Consider the following 21,926-nt stretch of genomic DNA (forward strand, 5'->3'; position numbering starts at 1 on the left):
AGTGGTTTTACAGCTTTAAGCCGTCTGTGTACTTACAGCTTTGTAATATCCACTACATCTGTTTTTTGCTCTTTGTTTTCCAAAGAACTTACCAGCACTTTTGCAGTATCAAGTGAGGTGAGCACATTCACTCCGGTCTCTATGGCATTTCTTCTTATTATAAATCCGTCTTTACTTCTTGCCACTCCCTGTTTAGGTATATCTATGACAAGGTCTATCTCATGACTTAGTATAAGATCCAGTATATTCGGACCCTCCTCCTCAAGCTTTCTTACATAAATTGCATTAATTCCTCTTTCATTTAAAAACTTTGCCGTACCGCTTGTGGAATATATCGTATATCCGAGATCGGAAAATCTTTTGGCAATTTCCACGGTTTCAGCCTTTTCGCTGTCTCTGACTGTAATAATCATTTTCTTATGCCTCGGCAATCTTATTCCGGCTCCTACAAAAGCCTTATACAAAGCTTCATTAAAACTTTTTCCTATACCTAAACATTCACCTGTGGATTTCATCTCAGGCCCCAGAGAAATATCTGCTCCCTTTATCTTTTCAAAAGAAAATACCGGCATCTTTATAGCTGTTAATTTTGATTCCTTTGCAAGCCCTGTTCCAAATCCCATATCACTTAATTTTTCTCCGCATATCACTCCTGTTGCAATAGATATTACAGGTATACCTGTCACTTTACTGATATATGGAACGGTTCTTGATGAACGCGGATTTACCTCTATAACATAAACCTTCTCACCGTCAACAATGAACTGTATATTTATCATCCCCTTTACATGTAAAGCCTTAGCCAACCTCTTGGTATAAAAAGCTATCTTATCCTTTATAGCAAGACTTAAGGTCTGTACCGGATATACACTTACAGAATCGCCTGAATGTACTCCTGCTCTTTCTATATGTTCCATAATCCCCGGAATAAGTATATCCTCTCCGTCACATATGGCATCCACCTCTATTTCTTTTCCTACAATATATTTATCTACCAGTATAGGATGATCCTGTGCGATTCTGTTTATAATATCAATGTACTCCTTAGTATCGCTGTCATTTATTGCTATTTGTATACCCTGACCTCCAAGTACATAAGAAGGTCTTACAAGCACCGGATATCCGAGTCTGCCTGCCGCCTCCAGTGCATCTTTAACCGTATATACAGTTTCTCCGCTTGGTCTGGGGATTTCACATTCTCCAAGTATTTTATCAAAAAGCTCTCTGTCCTCTGCGGCATCCACATCCTTTGCATCTGTGCCAAGTATCTTTACTCCCATTTTTATCAGGCTTTCCGTCAGCTTAATTGCAGTCTGCCCTCCAAATTGCACCACAGCACCGTCAGGTTTTTCTATATCCGCTATACTTTCAACATCTTCAGGTGTAAGAGGCTCAAAGTAAAGCTTGTCTGCAATATCAAAGTCCGTACTTACAGTTTCGGGATTGTTATTTATTATAACGGTCTCATACCCCCTTTTTCTAAACTCTAGAGTGCAATGTACACTGCAAAAGTCAAACTCTATTCCCTGTCCGATTCTTATAGGACCCGATCCAAGTACAAGTACTTTTTTCTTTTTATTTGATTTTGCCTCATTTACTCCGTCATAGCAGGAATAATAATAAGGTGTTTGTGCCTCAAACTCTCCGGCGCAGGTATCAACCATCTTATAAGCCGCTCTTATGCCTAACTTAAGCCTTAGATTCTTTATATCCTCTTCATTTTTTCCTGAGAGTATTCCTATAAGTTTATCTGTAAATTCAAGCCTTTTTGCCTCCCTTAAAAGCTCTTTTTCAAGGCTTTCACATGACAGCCTCTTTTCCATCTTTACAATATTGAAGATTTTTGAAATAAACCAATTATCAATTTTTGTTATCTTATATATCTCATCAAATGAAATTCCTTTTCTGAGTGCTTCGGCAATTACCCATATCCTCTTATCATCTACTTTTTTGAGCTCTTCTTTTAAACCGGCTGTATCAAAACCGCTGTAGTCATAGCTTAAAAGACTGTCTACATGTTGCTCCAGTGAGCGTATTGCCTTCATAAGAGCACCTTCAAAATTGGTGCATATGCTCATCACCTCACCGGTTGCCTTCATCTGTGTACCAAGAACTCTCTTTGCACTTATAAACTTGTCAAACGGCAGCCTTGGCATCTTAACAACCACATAATCAAGCATAGGTTCAAATGCCGCACAGGTCTTTTTTGTTACGGCATTTTTTATTTCATCCAAAGTATATCCAAGTGCAATTTTTGCCGCCACCTTTGCTATCGGATATCCTGTTGCTTTACTTGCAAGAGCTGAGGATCTTGAAACTCTCGGATTTACTTCTATTACACAGTATTCAAGGCTTTCGGGATTCAAGGCGTACTGAACATTGCATCCTCCTGTGATTTCAAGCTCTGTGATGATATTTAAAGCCGAGCTTCTAAGCATTTGATATTCCTTATCACCAAGAGTCTGACTCGGTGCCACCACTATTGAATCTCCGGTATGTACTCCCACAGGATCTATATTTTCCATATTGCAGACAGTGATAACATTACCTATACCGTCACGCATTACCTCATACTCTATTTCTTTCCAACTGGCAATACATCTTTCTACAAGTACCTGACCCACCCTTGAGAGTCTGAGTCCGTTTTCAAGAGTTTCTCTAAGCTCTTTTTCATTGTATACTATGCCTCCTCCGGATCCTCCCAGAGTATATGCAGGTCTTAATACCACAGGATAACCAAGAGACTTTGCATAGTTTATTCCGCTTTCAACGTCCTCAACCACATTTGATGCGGCTATGGGTTCTCCTATCTTTTCCATGGTTTGCTTAAATGTATCTCTGTCTTCCGCCTTTTTTATGGTTAATGCCGTAGTACCTATCAGTTTAACATTCTCATTTTCAAAAAATCCCTCTTCATAAAGCTCCATTGCCAGATTAAGCCCCGCCTGACCTCCAAGAGTCGGTAATACCGAATCAGGTTTCTCTCTTCTTATAATCTCTTTTATATAATCCGTAGTCAAAGGCTCTATATACACCCTGTCTGCAATATCCTTGTCCGTCATTATTGTGGCAGGATTTGAATTTATCAATACAACCTCCACTCCCTCTTCCTTTAAAGAAAGGCAGGCCTGAGTACCTGCATAGTCAAACTCGGCGGCCTGTCCTATTACTATCGGTCCCGAACCTATCACCAATACTTTTTTAATATCTTTATTTTTCGGCATGTCAGTCCTCCATCATCTTCATAAACTTATCAAACAAATATGAACTGTCTCCGGGTCCGGGGCTTGCCTCAGGATGGTATTGAACAGTAAATATATTCTTATTTATATATCTTAATCCCTCATTTGTTGAATCATTTACATTTATAAATGCCGGCACACATACATTTTTGTCTAATGTACTCTCATCCACCGCATATCCGTGATTTTGTGAAGATATGTATGTTCTTCCGGTTTCCAAATCCTTTACCGGATGATTTCCGCCTCTATGTCCGTACTTTAATTTATACGTATCGGCACCTGTTGCCAATGCCATAAGTTGATGCCCGAGGCAGATTGCAAATATCGGAATATCAGTATCATAAAGCTTTTTTATTTCTTTTATTATAGCTGTATTTTCCTTAGGGTCTCCTGGACCGTTGCTTAACATAATACCGTCAGGTCTTAAATTTATTATATCCGCTGCACATGTATCATATGGCACAACTATTACTTCACAACCTCTTTTTTGCAGTTCTTTTGCAATGCTTTTTTTGGCTCCGAAATCCATCAAAACAACCCTCTTTTTATTTCCCGGTAGAGTATATATTTTTTCTGTAGAGGTTTTCTTTACCACTCCCTTTACTCTGTATTCATTTATCCTTTGAGTGATTTGAGCCATGTCAAAAGATGATTCACATACTATCATCCCGTTCATAGTTCCATACTCTCTAAGCCTCTTTGTCAAATCTCTGGTATCAATACCGCTAATACATGGAATATTATTTGATTTTAATAAATTTTGAACACTGTCTTCATTCCTGAAATTAGATGCGAACTCAGATAATTCTCTTACTATAAATGCGTCTACCCACGGTCTATTTGATTCTTTATCGTCATAACAAACACCGTAGTTTCCAATCAACGGATATGTCATAACAACAGCCTGTCCGGCATATGACGGGTCGGTCAATACCTCCAAATACCCTGTCATGGAGGTATTAAACACTATTTCACTGACCACATTCTTATCAGCCCCGACACTTTTTCCCTCATACATACTTCCATCTTCCAAAATCAGATATGCTTTCATTTTTCCCTCGACTAAAAATATTGTTAAATTTGAAATGTTTTATTTGGTTTATTACTTCAGATATTCTTTGATTTTATTTTTTAGAATCGGTACTACATCTTCTTCAAACCACGGATTTTTCTTCAGCCATATCATATTCCTTGGTGAAGGATGTACTATAGGTAAATACTTCGGTAAGTATTCATTATATGCTTTTACGGTCTCTGTCAGATTGGACTTTTCTTTATCGCCCAAATAGTATTTCTGAGCGTATTGTCCTATTAGAATAATTAGATCAACTTTAGATAATTCTTTTAATATTTTTGGATGCCACTTGGCTGCAAAATCTTTTCTTGGAGGTAAATCTCCGCTTTTACCTTTTCCTGGATAATAAAAGTCCATCGGTACAATGGCGAAGATATCAGATTCATAAAAAGTCTTTTCATCTACCCCCATCCATTCTCTTAGCCTGTCACCGCTTTTATCAAACCAGTACTTTCCGGCCTCCTGTGCTTTGATTCCCGGAGCCTGACCTACAATCATTACTCTGGCATTCTCCGGTGCCGAAAACAGCGGCTCTATTCCGGCTTTTGTAAATTTTTCATTTTCCTTGTCCGACATTATCTCATCAAATATCTTTTGAACATTTCCTGAAAACATAAGTCTCCTTATCCACATTTAAAAATGACTATCAACATTTGTCTTGCAGCGCATATACTCCCGTACACATCTTCATATATGATATGCCATAAAATAGAGATTTTCAAACTGAAAATAAATTCGTAATTCTAAAAAAAATACAGATTGATATTCTACATTATTATTGACATCAATTTTGTTTTAAAGTATAATTTTTCAAGTATGCGGGTGTGGTGGAATTGGCAGACACGCAAGATTTAGGTTCTTGTGGGCGACCGTGCAGGTTCAAGTCCTGTCACCCGCAGTAAAGCTGTTACTTATGTAGCAGCTTTTTTAATATTGTAAATTTCTTATATTTTTCTTTATACCGACTAAAACATTTGACTAAACTATCCTGTATTAATTATAATTATAATAAAAAAGATAGAGGATAGCATACAAAAATAACTAATTGCAATCCTGAAACGGGAGTTTCTTATGGCGTTTTTGGATCATTACAGAGCCACCAAAACATTAACTTATACTCAGAGATTTTTGCTCATCTCTACAGTACCTATTTATTTTATGGTTTTTGCATTGATTTTTTCCCCGATAGATGAAATCTTACCGGGATTATGGCAGATAATCATACAACCCGACCTTTTGATTACAGATTATATTGTTGTCGGAGGAATAGGTGCGGCATTTTTTAATGCAGGAACGCTCACACTTATTTTACTTTTCCTTTTACACCATTTTAAGGTAGAGTTTGACAGACATATTGTTGTGAGTTCCTACCTTATTTTCGGTTTCTCGCTCTTTGGAAAGAACGTGGTAAATATTTGGCTGATACTCTTCGGATTCTTTATTTATGCCAAACTGCATGGATATTCACTTAAGAAATATATCTATTATGGATTATACGGAACCAGCCTTTCACCTGCAATTACTTTGGTAATGCAGACCTTGCATAGTAATCCTGTAATTGAAATCATTATTGCAAGTATTACCGGACTTCTTATAGGATATGTATTGCTTCCTATATCCATTCATGTAAAATCTTCACATAAGGGATATTCTCTTTACAATGTAGGATTTTCATCAGGTATTATAGCTACAGTGCTTGTATCCATATTCCGCTCTTTCGGTATAGATATTGAAACAAGACTTATCTGGGACAGATCACATACTCCGCTTTTTGCGGTTGCACTGTTTGTACTGTTTTCATATATGATTATACTTGCAATAATACTTGACGGCAAAAAATTAATACCTTCATACTTCAATCTTTTAAAAGAAACCGGAGTGCATGGAACTTATAAACACGAATATTCAGATGCCGTATATATCTTTAATATGGCTGCAAACGGAATAATTGCTACTTTATTTGTCTTGTTTACAAAAGGTGATTTAAACGGACCTACTATCGGATCTATATTTACAATTGTAGGATTTTCTCCGGCAGGTAAACATATGAGAAATATCCTACCTGTAATGGTGGGTGTATGCTTCTCGGCATTCTTAAAACAATGGTATATCAATGATCCGGCACCTACACTTACCCTCCTTCTTTCCACCACTCTCGCACCTATTGCAGGAGAGTTCGGTATTATAGCAGGGCTTATAGCAGGTTTTATACATTCATCGGTAGCTTTAAATGTAGGTATTGTTTATAAGGGATTGAATCTTTACAATAACGGCTTTGCAGGCGGTATCGTAGCTATTTTCATGGTTCCTGTCATAGAGTCGATTATTGAAAAAAGAAAAAATGATAAAGAAAAAAAATTAAATAAATCGTAGTTATTAAGTATAGGCTTTAGTTTATAATAAATTTATTATAAATTAAAAGCCTATAAATTTTAAACAGGAGTAAATATGGAAAATATAACTGATGATATGATTCAAAATCTTTCACCATGGAATGACGGTATAAAACCCGGTGATATTACAAAAACCGTAAAAGAGTCGGCATGTGAACAGGCCTATCAAGTCAGTCCAAGGTATTTAAATGCGGCAGGCAGACTCTTTGGAGGAGATCTGCTCTCATGGATAGACCTTACAGGCGCCCTTGCAGCAAAGAGACATTGCAATATGCCTGTTTCCACTGTTGCCATTGACAATATACATTTTGCCAAGCCCTTGCACCTTGGTGATATTGCCATTCTTATTTCGAATGTAACTCACGTAGGAAACAGCACTATGGAAGTCAGAGTAAACAGCTATGTTGAGGATCTTGCCACCGGTCACAGATCGCTTGTAAATACGGCATATCTGGTATATGTGGCATTAAAAGATGAAAAACCTTCAAGAGTACCGAGACTTATACCTGAAACCGATATAGAAAAACGTGAATGGTTTGCCGGTGAAAAAAGAAACGAAATAAGAAAATCCCGTAGAAAAGAGGGAATATAATGCAAAATTATATAAGAAGCATCGGTTTCTCAATGTATAAAAAGAAGACGGAAGTCAGGGAACTTCTGGATAAGATTCAGAGAGAAAATATAGCATCTGCAAAGATTATAGTCACTACTGAAAAAGAAAGACTCTGGGAGATACGAAAGAATATCTCTCCTTCACTCGGACTTTGTATATTCGGTTATCTCGAAAATCTCGGTATCTTTGTCAGAGAAGGTTATTTTCCCTATATAAAAGATACTGCTGTCAGTTCTACTGCCAAATGCAGCATTGAAAGACATATAGACAGTACTTTTTATTCAGGTATGATTGATGATAACAGACTTGGTATGTCTTTGATATTCAGACTTTCAAACAGCTTTGACTATCTGGACAATATAAGTACAAGAATAAAGTCAACCGTTCTTTACGGATTCTGCGCAGACGGAAAAATATTATTACCGATAAAAAAGACCTTGGCACAGATGGAAATCTCAAAGCAGAAGCTTATGAACAGAAATATGCTTATAGAAGCAGCAAAACTGGGGGATGAAGCCGCTATAGATACCCTATCCACCGATGATTTGATTACTTACACCACTTTAAATACAAGAATACAAAATGAAGACCTCTACAGTATAGTGGATACTCTCTTTATGCCCTTCGGTATGGAAACCGATATGTATAGTATTATAGGCAATATTTTGGATATAAGTCAGGAAGAAAATTCCATTACCGGAGAAAGTGTATTGCTTCTTAAAATAGAATCCGGTGATATTATATTTACGGTAGCTATAAAAAAGGATGATTTACAGGGCGAAGCCCGAATAGGACGACGTTTTAAAGGCAATGTATGGCTGCATGGTAAAATAAATATTTAAACAAAAAAGGACTCCTTCGGGAGTCCCTTTTTTATACGCAGGTATTATAGATTACCTAGTACCATCCCTGATACATCACTGTATAACCGATATAATACCCTTTGTTCTATTTTAAATTACTCGATGATAGATGCAACTCTACCTGAACCTACTGTTCTACCACCCTCACGGATAGCGAATCTAAGACCCTGCTCGCAAGCAACAGGATGGATAAGCTCGATAGTCATCTCTACGTTGTCACCAGGCATGCACATTTCTGTACCTGCAGGAAGGTTACAAACACCTGTAATATCTGTTGTTCTGAAGTAGAACTGTGGACGATAGTTGTTGAAGAAAGGTGTATGACGTCCACCCTCGTCCTTTGTAAGAACGTAAACCTGAGCTGTGAACTTCTTATGGCAAGTTACTGAACCCGGCTTAGCAAGAACCTGACCTCTTTCGATCTCTGTTCTCTGAACACCTCTAAGAAGTGCACCGATGTTATCTCCGGCCTGAGCCTGATCAAGAAGCTTTCTGAACATCTCGATACCTGTAACAACAGTTGACTTCTTATCCTCATGGATACCAAGAATCTCTACTGTATCGTTAAGGTTAAGTGTACCTCTCTCTACTCTACCTGTAGCAACTGTACCACGACCTGTAATTGTAAATACGTCCTCAACAGGCATAAGGAATGGCTTATCTGTCTCTCTCTCAGGATCAGGAATATAGCTGTCAACAGAATCCATAAGTGTCATGATCTTATCACCCCACTCACCGTTTGGATCCTCAAGAGCCTTAAGAGCTGAACCCTGAACGATAGGTGTATCATCACCAGGGAACTCATACTCGTTAAGAAGATCTCTGATCTCCATCTCTACGAGCTCAAGAAGCTCCTCATCGTCAACCATATCACACTTGTTCATGAATACAACGATATATGGAACACCTACCTGTCTTGAAAGAAGGATATGCTCTCTTGTCTGAGCCATAACACCGTCTGTAGCAGCAACTACAAGGATAGCTCCGTCCATCTGTGCAGCACCTGTGATCATGTTCTTTACATAGTCAGCGTGTCCGGGACAGTCAACGTGTGCATAGTGTCTCTTCTCTGTCTCATACTCGATATGAGATGTTGAGATTGTGATACCTCTCTCTTTCTCCTCAGGAGCCTTGTCGATCTTATCGAAATCAACGATCTTGTTTGTCTCTGAAGGTAATCTTGTAGCAAGAACCTTTGAGATAGCTGCTGTAAGAGTTGTTTTACCGTGATCTACGTGTCCGATTGTACCAATGTTAGCATGAGGCTTTGTTCTATCAAATTTTGACTTTGCCATTGTTAATTCCTCCTTGAATTAAACCTAAAATTAATAGTAAATTTTGTTTTATTATATAGTATTAGCCAGGATTTAGCAAGTTAATAAACTTTCTCAACCCGGGTTTTTAAGATTTCTTATCATTAAGAACTTTTTCTTGAACAGACTTTGGAACCTGCTCATATTTTTCAAAGAACATAGAGTAGTTTCCACGACCCTGAGTTCTTGAACGAAGGTCTGTTGAGTAACCGAACATCTCTGAAAGCGGAACAAATGCATTTACCTGCTTACCGCTTGGGATATCCTCCATACCCTCTATACGACCTCTTCTTGAGTTGATATCACCGATAACATCACCCATGTACTCCTCAGGCATTGTTACTTCGACCTTCATGATAGGCTCAAGAAGTACAGCACCGGCCTTGCTCATAGCATCCTTGAATGCCATAGAACCTGCTATATGGAATGCCATTTCTGATGAATCGACTTCATGGTATGAACCGTCATATACATTTGCATGTACACCGAGTACCGGGAATCCTCCAAGGATACCTGACTTTGTAGCCTCCTCGATACCCTCGCCGACTGCAGGTATATATTCCTTAGGAATAGCACCACCGACAACGGTTGACTCGAACTTGAATGTCTCTTCTCCGTTCGGATCCATCGGTTCAAACTTAACTTTACAGTGACCGTACTGACCACGTCCACCTGACTGTCTTGCATACTTGGAATCAACGTCAACAGCCTTAGTAAATGTTTCCTTATAAGCAACCTGTGGTGCACCTACATTTGCTTCTACATTAAACTCTCTAAGAAGTCTGTCTACGATAATCTCAAGGTGAAGCTCACCCATACCTGATATAATGGTCTGTCCTGTTTCAGTATCTGTCTTAACTCTGAATGTAGGATCTTCCTCAGCCAGCTTAGCAAGTGCATCGATCATCTTTGCCTGACCTGCCTTTGTCTTTGGCTCGATAGCGATATCGATAACCGGCTCAGGGAATTCCATTGACTCAAGGATTACAGGATGCTGTTCGTCACAGATTGTATCACCTGTTGTTGTAAGCTTAAATCCTACAGCAGCTGCGATATCTCCTGAGTAAACCTTGTCAATTTCTGTTCTCTTATTTGCATGCATCTGAAGGATACGACCGACTCTCTCCTTCTTACCCTTTGTAGCGTTGAGTACATATGAACCACCGTTAAGTGTTCCTGAGTAAACTCTGAAATATGCCAACTTTCCTACGAAAGGATCTGTCATAATCTTAAATGCCAAAGCTGAGAAAGGCTCCTCATCTGATGAATGTCTCTCAATTTCATTACCGTCAAGGTCAACACCCTTAATTGCAGGGATATCTGTCGGTGCAGGCATGAATTCAACTATAGCATCAATAAGCTTCTGAATACCTTTGTTACGATAAGCTGTACCGCAACATACAGGGATTGCCCTGTTCTCACAAGTTCCCTTTCTGAGAGCAGCCTTAAGCTGTTCTACTGAAGGCTCCTCACCCTCAAGGTACATCATAGTAAGTTCGTCATCAAGCTCACAAATCTTTTCAACAAGTTCCCCATGGTATAACTCAGCTTCGTCTTTTATCTCATCCGGTATATCAACGATAGATATGTCATCACCCTTGTCGTCATTGTAAATATAAGCTTTCATTTCGAAAAGATCTACAATTCCCTTGAAATCATCTTCTTTTCCGATAGGAATCTGAAGCATGATTGTGTTTTTACCAAGTCTTGTATGAATCTGCTCTACAGCTGCATAATAATCAGCACCCATAACGTCCATCTTATTGATGAATGCCATTCTAGGTACATGATATGTATCCGCCTGTCTCCATACATTTTCAGACTGTGGCTCTACACCTTCTTTTGCAGAGAATACACCTACCGCACCGTCAAGTACACGAAGTGATCTCTCTACCTCTACTGTAAAGTCAACGTGTCCCGGAGTATCGATAATGTTTATACGATTTTCCTTCTCACCCGGCTTTACTTTGTTAAATTCCTGTAATGTCCAGTGGCAAGTTGTAGCAGCTGAAGTAATTGTAATACCTCTCTCTGCCTCCTGCTCCATCCAGTCCATTGTAGCGGTACCCTCATGGGTATCACCGATCTTATAATTTACACCAGTATAATATAGGATACGCTCAGTAAGTGTGGTTTTACCGGCATCTATATGAGCCATGATACCAATATTTCTGGTTCTCTCTAAAGGATATTCTCTTCCAGCCAATTGGTTTCCTCCTATTAGAATCTATAATGAGCAAATGCCTTATTAGCCTCTGCCATCTTATGCATATCTTCTTTTCTCTTCACTGCAGCACCTGTGTTGTTTGCTGCATCCATTATCTCATTTGCAAGACGATCGATCTGTGTCTTCTCGCCTCTTTTTCTTGAAAAGAATGTAAGCCATCTAAGAGCAAGAGCTTGTCTTCTCTCAGGTCTTACCTCGATAGGAACCTGATATGTAGCTCCACCGATTCTTCTCGCTTTTACCTCAAGTACAGGCATGATATTGTTCATAGCTTCCTCGAAAACCTCTACAGGATCCTTTCCTGTCTTATCGGAAACCTTATCAAATGCTCCGTACACAATCTTCTGTGCAACACCCTTCTTACCGTCTAACATGATAGTATTTACAAGCTTTGTAACTACCTTGTTATTGTATAAAGGATCTGCTAATACATCTCTTTTTAGTGTATGTCCTTTACGTGGCACGTTTCTTCCCTCCTTAATATTTAATTAGATCTCAGGTACTCGCTTTTTGCGTCCTCGTGCCTATATTTTTTGCAACCAACAAAAAATCGGCACTATCTAATTTGAAAGCTTTGCTTTCTTTTAAAAGACTAGCTTTTTTCTTATTTCTTATCTTTTGGTCTCTTAGCACCGTACTTTGAACGAGCCTGTTTTCTGTTAGCGACACCTGCAGTATCTAAAGTACCACGAATAATATGGTATCTTGTACCTGGCAAGTCCTTTACTCTACCTCCACGGATAAGCACAACGCTATGCTCCTGAAGGTTATGTCCCTCTCCCGGGATATAGCTTGTTACTTCGATTCCGTTAGAAAGACGAACTCTGGCAATCTTACGAAGCGCTGAGTTAGGCTTCTTAGGTGTTGCAGTCTTAACAGCTGTACAAACTCCTCTTTTCTGTGGTGAAGAGATATCGGTTGACTTCTTGTGAAGTGAGTTGAATCCCTTCTGAAGAGCAGGAGCTGTAGACTTTTTAACTGAAGTCTGTCTGCCTTTTCTAACTAACTGGTTAAATGTTGGCATTCCTTTTTCCTCCTTTTTTATTGGTTGCTTTACATTTTTGTTTTAGTGAACATCATCGCCTATTCACTGTATGTGCAAATATCATCGCCTACTTACACAGTATTTAATTCTACTAAAATAAATCTGTATTGTCAATTGTATTTACCTGTGATAAATCTGACTATTTTCTTACAATGTAACAATAAGTCCCGACCTTTCAGCCGGGACTTATTTAAAAGATTTAATCTTCCTTATTCTTTACTCTTGCAAAGGCCGTCAAAGATATTGTAAGCATCAACAGATAAATATATATATTGTTTCTGTCTTCTGTCTTCGGTACAGGCAGCTTCTCTCTTCCTACCGCACTTCCTTTTGCGACAACCTGTCTGTCTACGTTTGCAGGCTGTGCATTTGGAGTTTCTATAGGTTTATCTTCAGGATTCTCTTTCTTTATTCCTGAATCTATAAGCTGTACCACTCTTTCAGCTCTTATATTTGCATTTGAGCTTCCTCCGGAACTTCCTCCTCTTCCTGCATTTGATCTTGTTGCTGTTGACGGTGTCGCTCTGTTCGGTCTTATGATGTAATCATTGTTTCTGTCTCCCGGTATTGTTACATTGCTTGGGGTTGCAGGTATCAGAGGGTTTGGTATTATGATTACACTTGGATCCTTTAAGTATACATATGTTACTTCCTGATCATCCACTCTAAAGATTCCGTCTGTATTTCCTTCCGATCTTAAGAAGTGATAGCCGTTTATCTCTATTGCACTTGTACTGTATGGTAAGCCAAGTTTTCTGCTTCCGTTTAATACATCATCCGCACTTAAGCTTCTTCCTGCCGGATCTACATAATGGATTGTTACATTTCCGGCATTCTTTCTTCTATATACATACACTACTGTTTGCTCATCCTCAGTAAATACTCCGCTTGCATTTGCAGGCATACTTATTAAATCCAGATTTTCTATTGTTTCTACATCTGTTGTATAGTTAAGGCCAAGCTTTCCTGCTCCGTCTATTACCTTTGGTGAAACCAAGTCTTCTCCGCTTTCCTCATCCACATAGAATACTTTGACGTTTCCTCCGTTTTTTCTTCTATATGTATAAGTTACTGTCTGTGGACTTGATGTTATTACTCCGCTTGCATTTGCAGGCATACTTATAATTTCATAGTGAGCTATTGTCTTTGCTGTTGTTGTATATGGTAGGCCTGCATTTTCCACTCCTGATATATTCTCAGCATTTGCAAGCTCTACTCCGGCCTCATCTACATATACGGCTTTTACTTCTCCTCCATCCTTTCTCTTATATACATAAGTTACATTCTGGCTTGAAGTTGTGTATACTCCGTTTGCATTTGCAGGTAGGCTAAATATCTCATAGTCAGGTATTGTAGCCATACTTGTGCTGTAGGCAAGACCAAGCTTTCTGCTTCCGTCAAGTACTTCATTTGCTATAAGATCACTTCCGTCATACTTTGATATATGATGTACTGTTACATCTCCCGCATTCTTTCTTGCATACTCGTAGTTTACTGTCTGTGTTCCTACATTAAACACTCCTGTTGCATTTGCAGGTACTGTTATAAGATCGTATAGATTTATGTTTTCACTGTTTGTACTGTATGGTAAGCCAAGCTTTCTTGTACCGTTAAGTATTGTAGAGGCATATAATACATCACCTGTTCCAACCTCTATATGATTTACAATTACATCTCCGGCATCTCTTCTTCTGTATACATATGATACCGTTACATTTGTATTTGAGAAGGTGCCTGATTTATTTGCAGGTACTGCTACTAAATCATAGTCTGCAAAGGTCTTTACCTCCGTATCATATGGGAGTCCGAGCATTCCGTCTCCGCTTTGTCCTACAGGGGCATGAAGTGCGCTTCCGTCCGCTTCGTCAGTATATGTTGCTATTACATTTCCTGCATTCTCTCTCTGATAACGATAGGTTACTACTATTTCCGCTCCGGTTTGGTATGTTCCTGTTGCATTTGCAGGCATACCGCCCACAAGCTCATAGTTTGGTAAATCTGCTGCTGTCTTTGCTGCTGTTGTATAAGTAAGTCCAAGTCTTCCTGTTCCGCTTAATACTTCATCCGGGGCAAGGCTTGCTCCTGTTATTGCATTTATATGCTTTACTCTTACATTTGCAGCATCTCCACGCTTATATTTGTATTCTACAAGCACATTTCCGGTTCCGAAAGTTCCGGATTTGTTTGCAGGTACCGCTATAAGATTATAGTTTGCAAAGCTCTTTTGATCTGTATCATAAGCAAGACCAAGTTTATTTGTACCGCTTTGTACTACAGGGGCATGAAGTACATCGCCTGTTATATCATCTACATATGTTGCCGTTACATCACCTGCATCCTGTCTCTTATAAAGATATATTATCTCTACAGGTGTTGCCTGCTCTATATAGCTTCCCGTTACCGATGCGGGAACTCCCGCTACCAATTCATAGTTTGGAAGCTGTGCCGTTGTTCTTGCCTGTGTTGTGTACGGTAATCCAAGTTTTCCTGTTCCGTCCAATACCTCATTAGGATAAAGCACTGCGTTACTTCCCTGCTCCAGATGCTTTACTATTACATTTGCAGCATTCTTTCTTCTATATACATAGTTTACTGTCTGCTCTGTTGTAGTAAATGTTCCTGTCGCATTTGCAGGATTTGCTGTTAACTCATAGTTTGCTACCGTTTTTGCTACTGTAGTATATGGGAGTCCAAGCTTTCCTGCTCCGTTTTGTGTCTCTTCAGTTGCAAGTACCGTATTTGTTGTATCCTCTAAATACTTTGCTACTACATTTCCTGCATCCTTTCTCTTATAGTAATAAGTGATGGTTATAGGTGCTGTAGTATATACTCCGTTATCATTTGTCGGAAGATTTGTTGTATCAAGGTCAAAGTTTGCTATTGTTTCTGCACTCTCTGAATATGGGAGACCAAGCTTCTTTGTTCCGTCAAGTATCTTATCTGCATGTAACTGAGTATTTGTACCTGTTTCCAAGTACTTAACTGTTATATTTCCTGCATTCTTTCTTCTATAGTAGTAATCCACTGTCTGAGCTGCTGCTGTGAAGGTTCCGTTCTTATTTGCCGGCTGGGCTACCAACTCATAATTATTTATGGTTTCCTCATTTGTAGTATATGCCAATCCAAGCTTATTTGCTCCGGACTGTACTACTGTGGTCGCAAGCTCTGTTGTAGTATTCTCCTCATAGTGATGCACTGTCACATCTCCCGCAGCCTTTCTTACATAGTAGTAAGTTACTGTGGTATCTGTAAGTCCATACTCTCCGGTTGCATTTGTCGGAAGTGGAGTCTCCGCCTCATAGAAGTTATCTGTTACAGGGACTGTTGTATATGGTGTGCCGTTTGGCTGTCTTGTTGTTACCGTCGGTGAAAGTTCGGTATTGTCATCCCTCTTTATATGCTTTACAACAAGATTTGTATATACCGACTTAAGTCCCAAGTTCTTTATTTTATTTGTATTTGTTCTTGTAAGAGGAACATCAAGTTCTACCCAGTTTACATTCGGTACAGGTACCTGATTTTCCTTCATCTTTGACGGAAGACTTACTGTATTGGTAAAGTCATTTCCTATCATTGTTGCCGTACTTGCATTTAAAGGTCTGATAATATCTCCGGCTAAGGTCTCGATATATACCTTATAATCACCTTCAGTACTTATCTTATCTTTAAATGTATAGTTTCCGTCATTATCTGTAATTATTGTATCTATAACGGTCTCAACACCGCCGTCTACCTTTACAAGTCTTACAGGTCTGTTTGCCGCTACAATATCTCCCGTATTGAAGCTTCCGTTTTCATCTACATCATAGTATGCCTTACCGGCTATGATGTATTTATTTATAGTAACCTTTGAGATAAGTGACTCTGAAGCACCGTTTAGATTGTTTCCATACCATGAAGCCACTGAGTTATTTGCACTTGAACCTGCTTCAAGTTCCTTTGTCTCAGGTATCTTCACTCTATAAGTGAATACGTCCGTACTTCCCGGAACCAACTGATAAGAAGTATTCATCACAGCCTTAAACATAGTAACGCTTGACCAGTCTGTGATTGCTCCTGCCTGCACCCAGTTGGCTGCCGCATTTGCCTCTATTGTTCCTGACGGAGCGTCTGTAGAATAGTAAACTGTATAGCCTGCAGGTGCAGTTACCGGACCTTGCAAAACAGGATACATCTTTGAGCCTCTGGCTACATAGTTTCCATGCTCGTCTTTTACTATTTCCTTATCGTTTTCATATGGGAATATATCCATTACATTGAGTTCTCTGGCATTGTCAATGGAGTTATTCCATGCTGATAATTTGTACTCTACTATATCGCCGCTCTCCGCATTGATAGCACTGTTATAATTTGTCTCTGTAGTAAGCTTTTGCTTCTTTGTTAAGATAACTGCTCTTGGCGGAATAAAGTTAAACTTAAAGCTCTGGTATGAAAGTCTGTCAGTAGTGCTTCCGTTATTATTTGCATCATACTTATCAAGGAAATCCACAGTTGCACTTGAATATACTGTATTTGGAGCAAAACCGCTTGCATCTGTTGAGTTATTATCCCATGTCATAAATGACTCTACAGTGTGTTCACCGCCTTCAAGACTGGTAGTAGGCTTAAAGTTAAAATACAATCTATCTACACCACTGAAAGTACTTGTTCTCTTTGGCAGTGTAAAATTATCTAAATCAAACACATATGCTGTTTTTCCGGTACCCTTATAATTATCCACTCTCTGTGGTGTAGTATTTAGGGTAAATCTATATTGAGCCTGATAATTATGGTGCAATGCACTGTCAAACTCCAGCTCCGGATCCACAAGGAATATAATCTTTGCATTTTGCACAGTTCTATCCACACCGACAAATGCATCATAAACCGTATATACATGATAATTTATCTTATCACCTAATTGAACATTTGTAAGAGAAGGATTACCATTGATATTCTGTGAGTGCTTATCCATTCTGATTTTTGCATAATCTCTTTGATAATGTCTCCTTATCACAGCGTCTCTCATACTGTCTCCTGTATTTGAAAGAACCCTTCCTCTATTATATGCTGTATAGAGCTGTCCTGCAGCAAGTCTGTTTTCAATAGTTGTTACTGCCTGAGGAGTAAGTTTTGTCTCTAAAAATAAACCGACAGCGTTTTCTGCATAACCTGAAATAGTTATCTCATCATTGAAATCAAGTCTTACTGCTTTATAATGCTTTGCTGTCATAGAATGGTCAGTATCCCATTTAAAGTAATCAACCTTATTTGTTACAGGAGTATAATTTATATTGGTAGCAATAACTTCTTCACTGCCGTCATCATTTATTCCTATAAGCTTATTTTGATTTAACTTTGCAAGATTTGCCGCATCAAACATTGATTCCCAAACTCTGAAACCATAACCGGTAAAATCCACCATTTCATTAGGGGTATCAAGTATTGATTTAAACTTTACTGTTGATCCTGTAACAGGAGTAGCACCCCAATACTGTGATACATTTATCATCCATTTGTTTTTACCGTCATTATCTCCTAAGTGTACATATCTGTCACCATTATTGTTCTGACCGCTTGAATCTGTTTCAGGGAATATATTCCACTTAAAAAGATAAATCTTTTGAGCATATCTATAGGATTTATAAACCCTTGATTTTCTTTCAGTACTCATATCCACACTACCGTCATCATTTATAAGATAGTTGGTCTGTGGTATATAAACAGTTGTATAATTGGATGCATTTACGCTTTGAGTACCGTCATGTTTTGCAGTAAACTTTGTAAAATAGCTTATTGCACCCGGCGGCATATCAATATCTTTTGTTATGGTATGCGCTACAGGGTCATATGTCCAGTCTGCATTATCCGGTAGACTCGGATCCCATATAATACTTGATGGCAAAGTAAGGATTGTTCTTGTCTTTCTTCTGTCTGCACCGTAGTTACTGGCTGTTATTTCTGTATCATTTACATGCTTTGTACCGTTTTGTGCATATGTATACCAGGTATCTGTAAATCCATTCTTTATATGTGAGTGGTTTGCATCTGTTTCATCATCGGATATAATCACATTTGTATCTGTTCCACCTCTACTCCAGCCTCTAATAGTTCCATCATCATGGCTGTTTACACCCATAACATAGGTTTCTGCAGTAAATTGCTTTGTGTTGTTTGCAAGCTCTACACCATCCTTTGTAAAAAGTCTGGTCTCTAATGTAGCTGTCTCACCATTTGCAAACTTACGACTTGTCATAGTGGCTCTGAACGGATTCGATACCATCGGTCCCGGTGCCAGTATATTATACATAACTTTTATTTTCCAATATGCAGCATCCCATGTCACAGACACATTCTTTATAGTAGGAGAGCCTGATACATCAGCAGGTCTTGGCTGATTAAACTCACTTCTTTTTAAATATATTATTGAATACGGTTCTGTATAAGTATCACTTGAAACAGTTACATTCAAATAATACGATTCCGGCTTTCCCGGAAGGGAAGTAGTCTGAGTTCCTTCAATATACGATATATTCGTAGTAGCGGAAGTTCCACCACCCATAGCCAACGTATCTATAGCGAAGAATTTTGATATCAAAAAAAGAATCGTTAATATAGTAAATATTAGAATATTTACTTTTTTACTAATCCTAAACAAAATACACCTCCATATTTTTTTATTTTATCACCCTATATTTGCCGTGTTTCAAGTCTAAATACCGAGTCTTTTGCATTAAATAAAGAGCTACATTTCAGCAAAAATTTATATAACATGTAACTCTTTAAAACATTTCTTCACCTATATAGCATAACATTTTAAAGAAATGAATTCTATTCTTTTCATACCTATTCAAAAATTTTGGCAAATAGCATTATTTATTTGAAAAACTACAGATATTTTTCATCTTAGGTTTTTACAAATAATCATATACTGTTTTTTGTGATGATTTTCTATTCATTCATTTGTAGAATGCTGAAAGTTTTTATCAAATCAATATTTATCTTTACTTTGGTGTACCTGACATTTTTTCAATATTAATCATTTTAATAAATAGGTTTTGTTTAAATTGTTAACTTTGTTATATTATAGGTTGACAATTATCCTTTTTTATAATATCATCTTCTTGTATTTTATTTTTATAGTAGGAGATTTTTATGGCAAAGACTATTACAATAAAGAAAATGGCCATAGTATCGCTTATGACAGCCATACTATGTATTTTATCACCCATATCCGTACCTGTTTTTATAAGTCCGGTACCTATTTCTTTAGGCGTACTTGCAATCTATCTGACTGCATATGTACTTGAACCTGTAGAAGCTCTTATATCGGTAGTTATCTTTTTATTACTTGGTATATTCGGATTGCCTGTTTTTTCAGGATATTCAGGCGGTATCGGAAAAGTACTTGGACCTACAGGTGGGTATATTATAGGATTTTTATTTACAGTATATGCAAGTTCAGTTTTTATTCATTTAAAGAAGGGTATTGCCTTTGATATTATAGGGATGATAATCGGACTTGGAATTTGTTATTTCCTTGGTACAATGTGGTTTTCATTACAACAGGGAAAAGGCTTTATAGCTTCACTATTATTATGTGTAGTACCGTTCTTAATAGGAGATGCAATAAAAATTGCTGTTGCAGCTATTATCGGACCTGAGATAAGTAAAAGATTGAATAAATTGAATATATAAAAATACGGCTATGAAATTTGATTTTCATAGCCGTATTTTTATCTTTCTCTATAGCCCAAAGCCTGCTCCAATACTATTTTTTCTTCATCTGTAAGTACCTGATCTGTCTGACCGTTTTCAACTATTTTTATATAATTAAAAGTAGTCTCTCTGGAGTGAATACTGTTTATTATATATCCGGAATTTCTGTAATCCAAAAGACAAAGTGCAAAACTTAATTTACCACCCATCCCTTCAAATGCGTCATATTTCAATATTCCCATTTTTTGCAGACAGTTTCTTTCAAGTCTGTTCAGCTCTCTTATGGCATCTCTGTTTAATCTGCTTTCACTTTTTAAACTGCGGATATCTTTTCTAAGCAGAATTATAATATCCTCCAGATTCTTTGCAGATTTGCCCGCCATAAAATTATCATAACTCTTGAAAAGTCTTCTGTACTTTACTCTATGTTTTACCATAGATATAAATAATATAAAGTTAAAAATAGCCACCACCAGGATAAAGCCAAACAAAACTCTATTATCAATTGTCAAATTTATCATCTTTTTATCCTAATGTCTTAAAAATATCCATTATTCTATCAAGCTCTACTTGAGAATAATATTCTATTTCTATTCTTCCTTTATTTTTATCTTTCTGGTTTATATGCACCTTCGTTCCAAGAACTCCCTGAATGCTGTCTTCATACTCCTTATAAAATAAAGATAAATCTCTTGCAGTATCATCATCCCCCTTACTTAACTCTTCAAGATCCACCTTTTTCTTTTTTGATAAAGCCTTTGCAGCTTTTTCAGTATCTCTTACACTGAGACTTCTCTTAATTATATCCAGAGCAAGCAATTCTCTTTTTCCTTCATCCTCAAGACTTAACAAAGCTCTTGCATGTCCTGAAGAGATCTGCCCGTCTATCATATACTGCTGTATATTTTTACTGAGTTTTAAAAGTCTTAGAGAATTGGTAATAGTAGAGCGGTTTTTTGCCACCTTATCCGATAATTCTTCCTGAGTCAAATTATATTCCTCAATCAAACTTTTATATGCCAAAGCTTCTTCAATAGGGTTCAAATCCGTTCTCTGAATATTCTCTATAATAGCAATTTCCTTAGCTTTTTGCTCATCATAATCTCTGACAACTACCGGAACTTCTGAAAGTCCTGCCGCCTGTGCGGCTCTCCACCTTCTTTCACCGGCAACTATTTCATATCTGTTACCTACTTTTTTCACCAATATAGGCTGTAATACTCCATATTGTTTTACCGAATTTGCAAGTTCATCAAGGCTTTCCTTATCAAACATCTTTCTGGGCTGATTTCTGTTCGGCTCTACCAATGAGATTTTCACCATTAACTCACCGGCGCCTTTACCTGCATCTTCTTCTATATTTCTGTCAGTTGTTTCGTCAATAGCCGCTTTGGTTCCGTTGATATTTCTAAGAAGAGCATCAGCTCCCTTTCCAAGTGCCATTCTCTTTGCCATTT

General features: G+C 37.9%; 14 protein-coding genes and 1 tRNA gene. 5 read left to right on the forward strand and 10 right to left on the reverse strand.

The genetic code is table 11. The features are described 5' to 3' along the window. Nucleotides 1-32: 32 nt before the first annotated feature. From carB to HMPREF1495_RS00610, 3 genes are read right to left on the reverse strand one after another with little or no spacing between them, the layout of a single operon-like run. Entirely contained in the window at nt 33-3,224 is a 3,192-nt protein-coding gene (carB, locus tag HMPREF1495_RS00600; protein WP_034211180.1) for a carbamoyl-phosphate synthase large subunit, read from the reverse strand. A 1-nt stretch (nt 3,225) separates the two neighbouring features. After that, a complete protein-coding gene (locus HMPREF1495_RS00605; RefSeq protein ID WP_034211181.1) occupies nt 3,226-4,293 on the reverse strand; it encodes a carbamoyl phosphate synthase small subunit in 1,068 nt (355 codons plus the stop codon). 51 nt (nt 4,294-4,344) lie between these two features. After that, the gene (locus tag HMPREF1495_RS00610) at nt 4,345-4,932 is read right to left on the reverse strand and encodes a uracil-DNA glycosylase family protein (RefSeq protein ID WP_007594882.1); all 588 of its coding nucleotides are present in this window, start codon (nt 4,930-4,932) and stop codon (nt 4,345-4,347) included. 203 nt (nt 4,933-5,135) lie between these two features. Between HMPREF1495_RS00610 and HMPREF1495_RS00615 the strand changes: the two genes are divergently transcribed. From HMPREF1495_RS00615 to HMPREF1495_RS00630, 4 genes are all read left to right on the forward strand, one after another. Continuing rightward, a tRNA-Leu gene (locus tag HMPREF1495_RS00615) sits at nt 5,136-5,215 on the forward strand. A 173-nt stretch (nt 5,216-5,388) separates the two neighbouring features. Further along, entirely contained in the window at nt 5,389-6,690 is a 1,302-nt protein-coding gene (locus tag HMPREF1495_RS00620) for a DUF1576 domain-containing protein (RefSeq protein WP_034211183.1), read from the forward strand. Between the two features lie 75 nt (nt 6,691-6,765). Then, complete coding sequence (locus tag HMPREF1495_RS00625) at nt 6,766-7,302, forward strand: acyl-CoA thioesterase (RefSeq protein ID WP_007594886.1); 537 nt, start codon at nt 6,766-6,768, stop codon at nt 7,300-7,302. Beyond that, nucleotides 7,302-8,165: a DUF3881 family protein gene (locus HMPREF1495_RS00630; protein ID WP_007594896.1), complete on the forward strand. Its 864-nt coding sequence runs from the start codon at nt 7,302-7,304 to the stop codon at nt 8,163-8,165. The genes HMPREF1495_RS00625 and HMPREF1495_RS00630 overlap by 1 nt, the downstream gene beginning before the upstream one ends. Nucleotides 8,166-8,281: 116 nt before the next feature. On the opposite strand, the gene tuf is transcribed toward HMPREF1495_RS00630, so the two are convergent. The 5 genes from tuf to HMPREF1495_RS00655 all read right to left on the reverse strand — a co-directional run bounded on the left by tuf (nt 8,282) and on the right by HMPREF1495_RS00655 (nt 19,408). Further along, entirely contained in the window at nt 8,282-9,481 is a 1,200-nt protein-coding gene (gene tuf / locus HMPREF1495_RS00635; protein WP_007594898.1) for an elongation factor Tu, read from the reverse strand. 106 nt (nt 9,482-9,587) lie between these two features. Then, a complete protein-coding gene (gene fusA, locus HMPREF1495_RS00640; RefSeq protein WP_034211185.1) occupies nt 9,588-11,705 on the reverse strand; it encodes an elongation factor G in 2,118 nt (705 codons plus the stop codon). Nucleotides 11,706-11,719: 14 nt separating this feature from the next. Further along, the gene (rpsG, locus tag HMPREF1495_RS00645) at nt 11,720-12,190 is read right to left on the reverse strand and encodes a 30S ribosomal protein S7 (protein ID WP_007594900.1); all 471 of its coding nucleotides are present in this window, start codon (nt 12,188-12,190) and stop codon (nt 11,720-11,722) included. A gap of 140 nt (nt 12,191-12,330) precedes the next feature. Next, entirely contained in the window at nt 12,331-12,750 is a 420-nt protein-coding gene (rpsL, locus tag HMPREF1495_RS00650) for a 30S ribosomal protein S12 (protein ID WP_007594901.1), read from the reverse strand. Between the two features lie 220 nt (nt 12,751-12,970). Then, complete coding sequence (locus HMPREF1495_RS00655) at nt 12,971-19,408, reverse strand: MucBP domain-containing protein (RefSeq protein WP_034211188.1); 6,438 nt, start codon at nt 19,406-19,408, stop codon at nt 12,971-12,973. A gap of 497 nt (nt 19,409-19,905) precedes the next feature. Between HMPREF1495_RS00655 and HMPREF1495_RS00660 the strand changes: the two genes are divergently transcribed. Beyond that, nucleotides 19,906-20,448, forward strand: coding sequence for a biotin transporter BioY (locus HMPREF1495_RS00660; RefSeq protein WP_007594905.1), 543 nt, complete (start codon nt 19,906-19,908; stop codon nt 20,446-20,448). Nucleotides 20,449-20,486: 38 nt separating this feature from the next. Here HMPREF1495_RS00660 and HMPREF1495_RS00665 read toward each other — a convergent pair whose 3' ends face one another. Next, nucleotides 20,487-20,990 (reverse strand): DUF4446 family protein, encoded by a 504-nt coding sequence (locus tag HMPREF1495_RS00665; protein WP_007594907.1) that lies wholly within the window; start codon nt 20,988-20,990, stop codon nt 20,487-20,489. A 4-nt stretch (nt 20,991-20,994) separates the two neighbouring features. Beyond that, nucleotides 20,995-21,924 carry a ParB/RepB/Spo0J family partition protein gene (locus HMPREF1495_RS00670; protein WP_034211189.1) on the reverse strand — a complete coding sequence of 310 codons (930 nt, stop codon included), beginning with the start codon at nt 21,922-21,924 and terminating at the stop codon, nt 20,995-20,997. Nucleotides 21,925-21,926: the final 2 nt, after the last annotated feature.

This window comes from Lachnoanaerobaculum sp. MSX33, from assembly GCF_000512995.1.
Classification (GTDB): domain Bacteria; phylum Bacillota; class Clostridia; order Lachnospirales; family Lachnospiraceae; genus Lachnoanaerobaculum.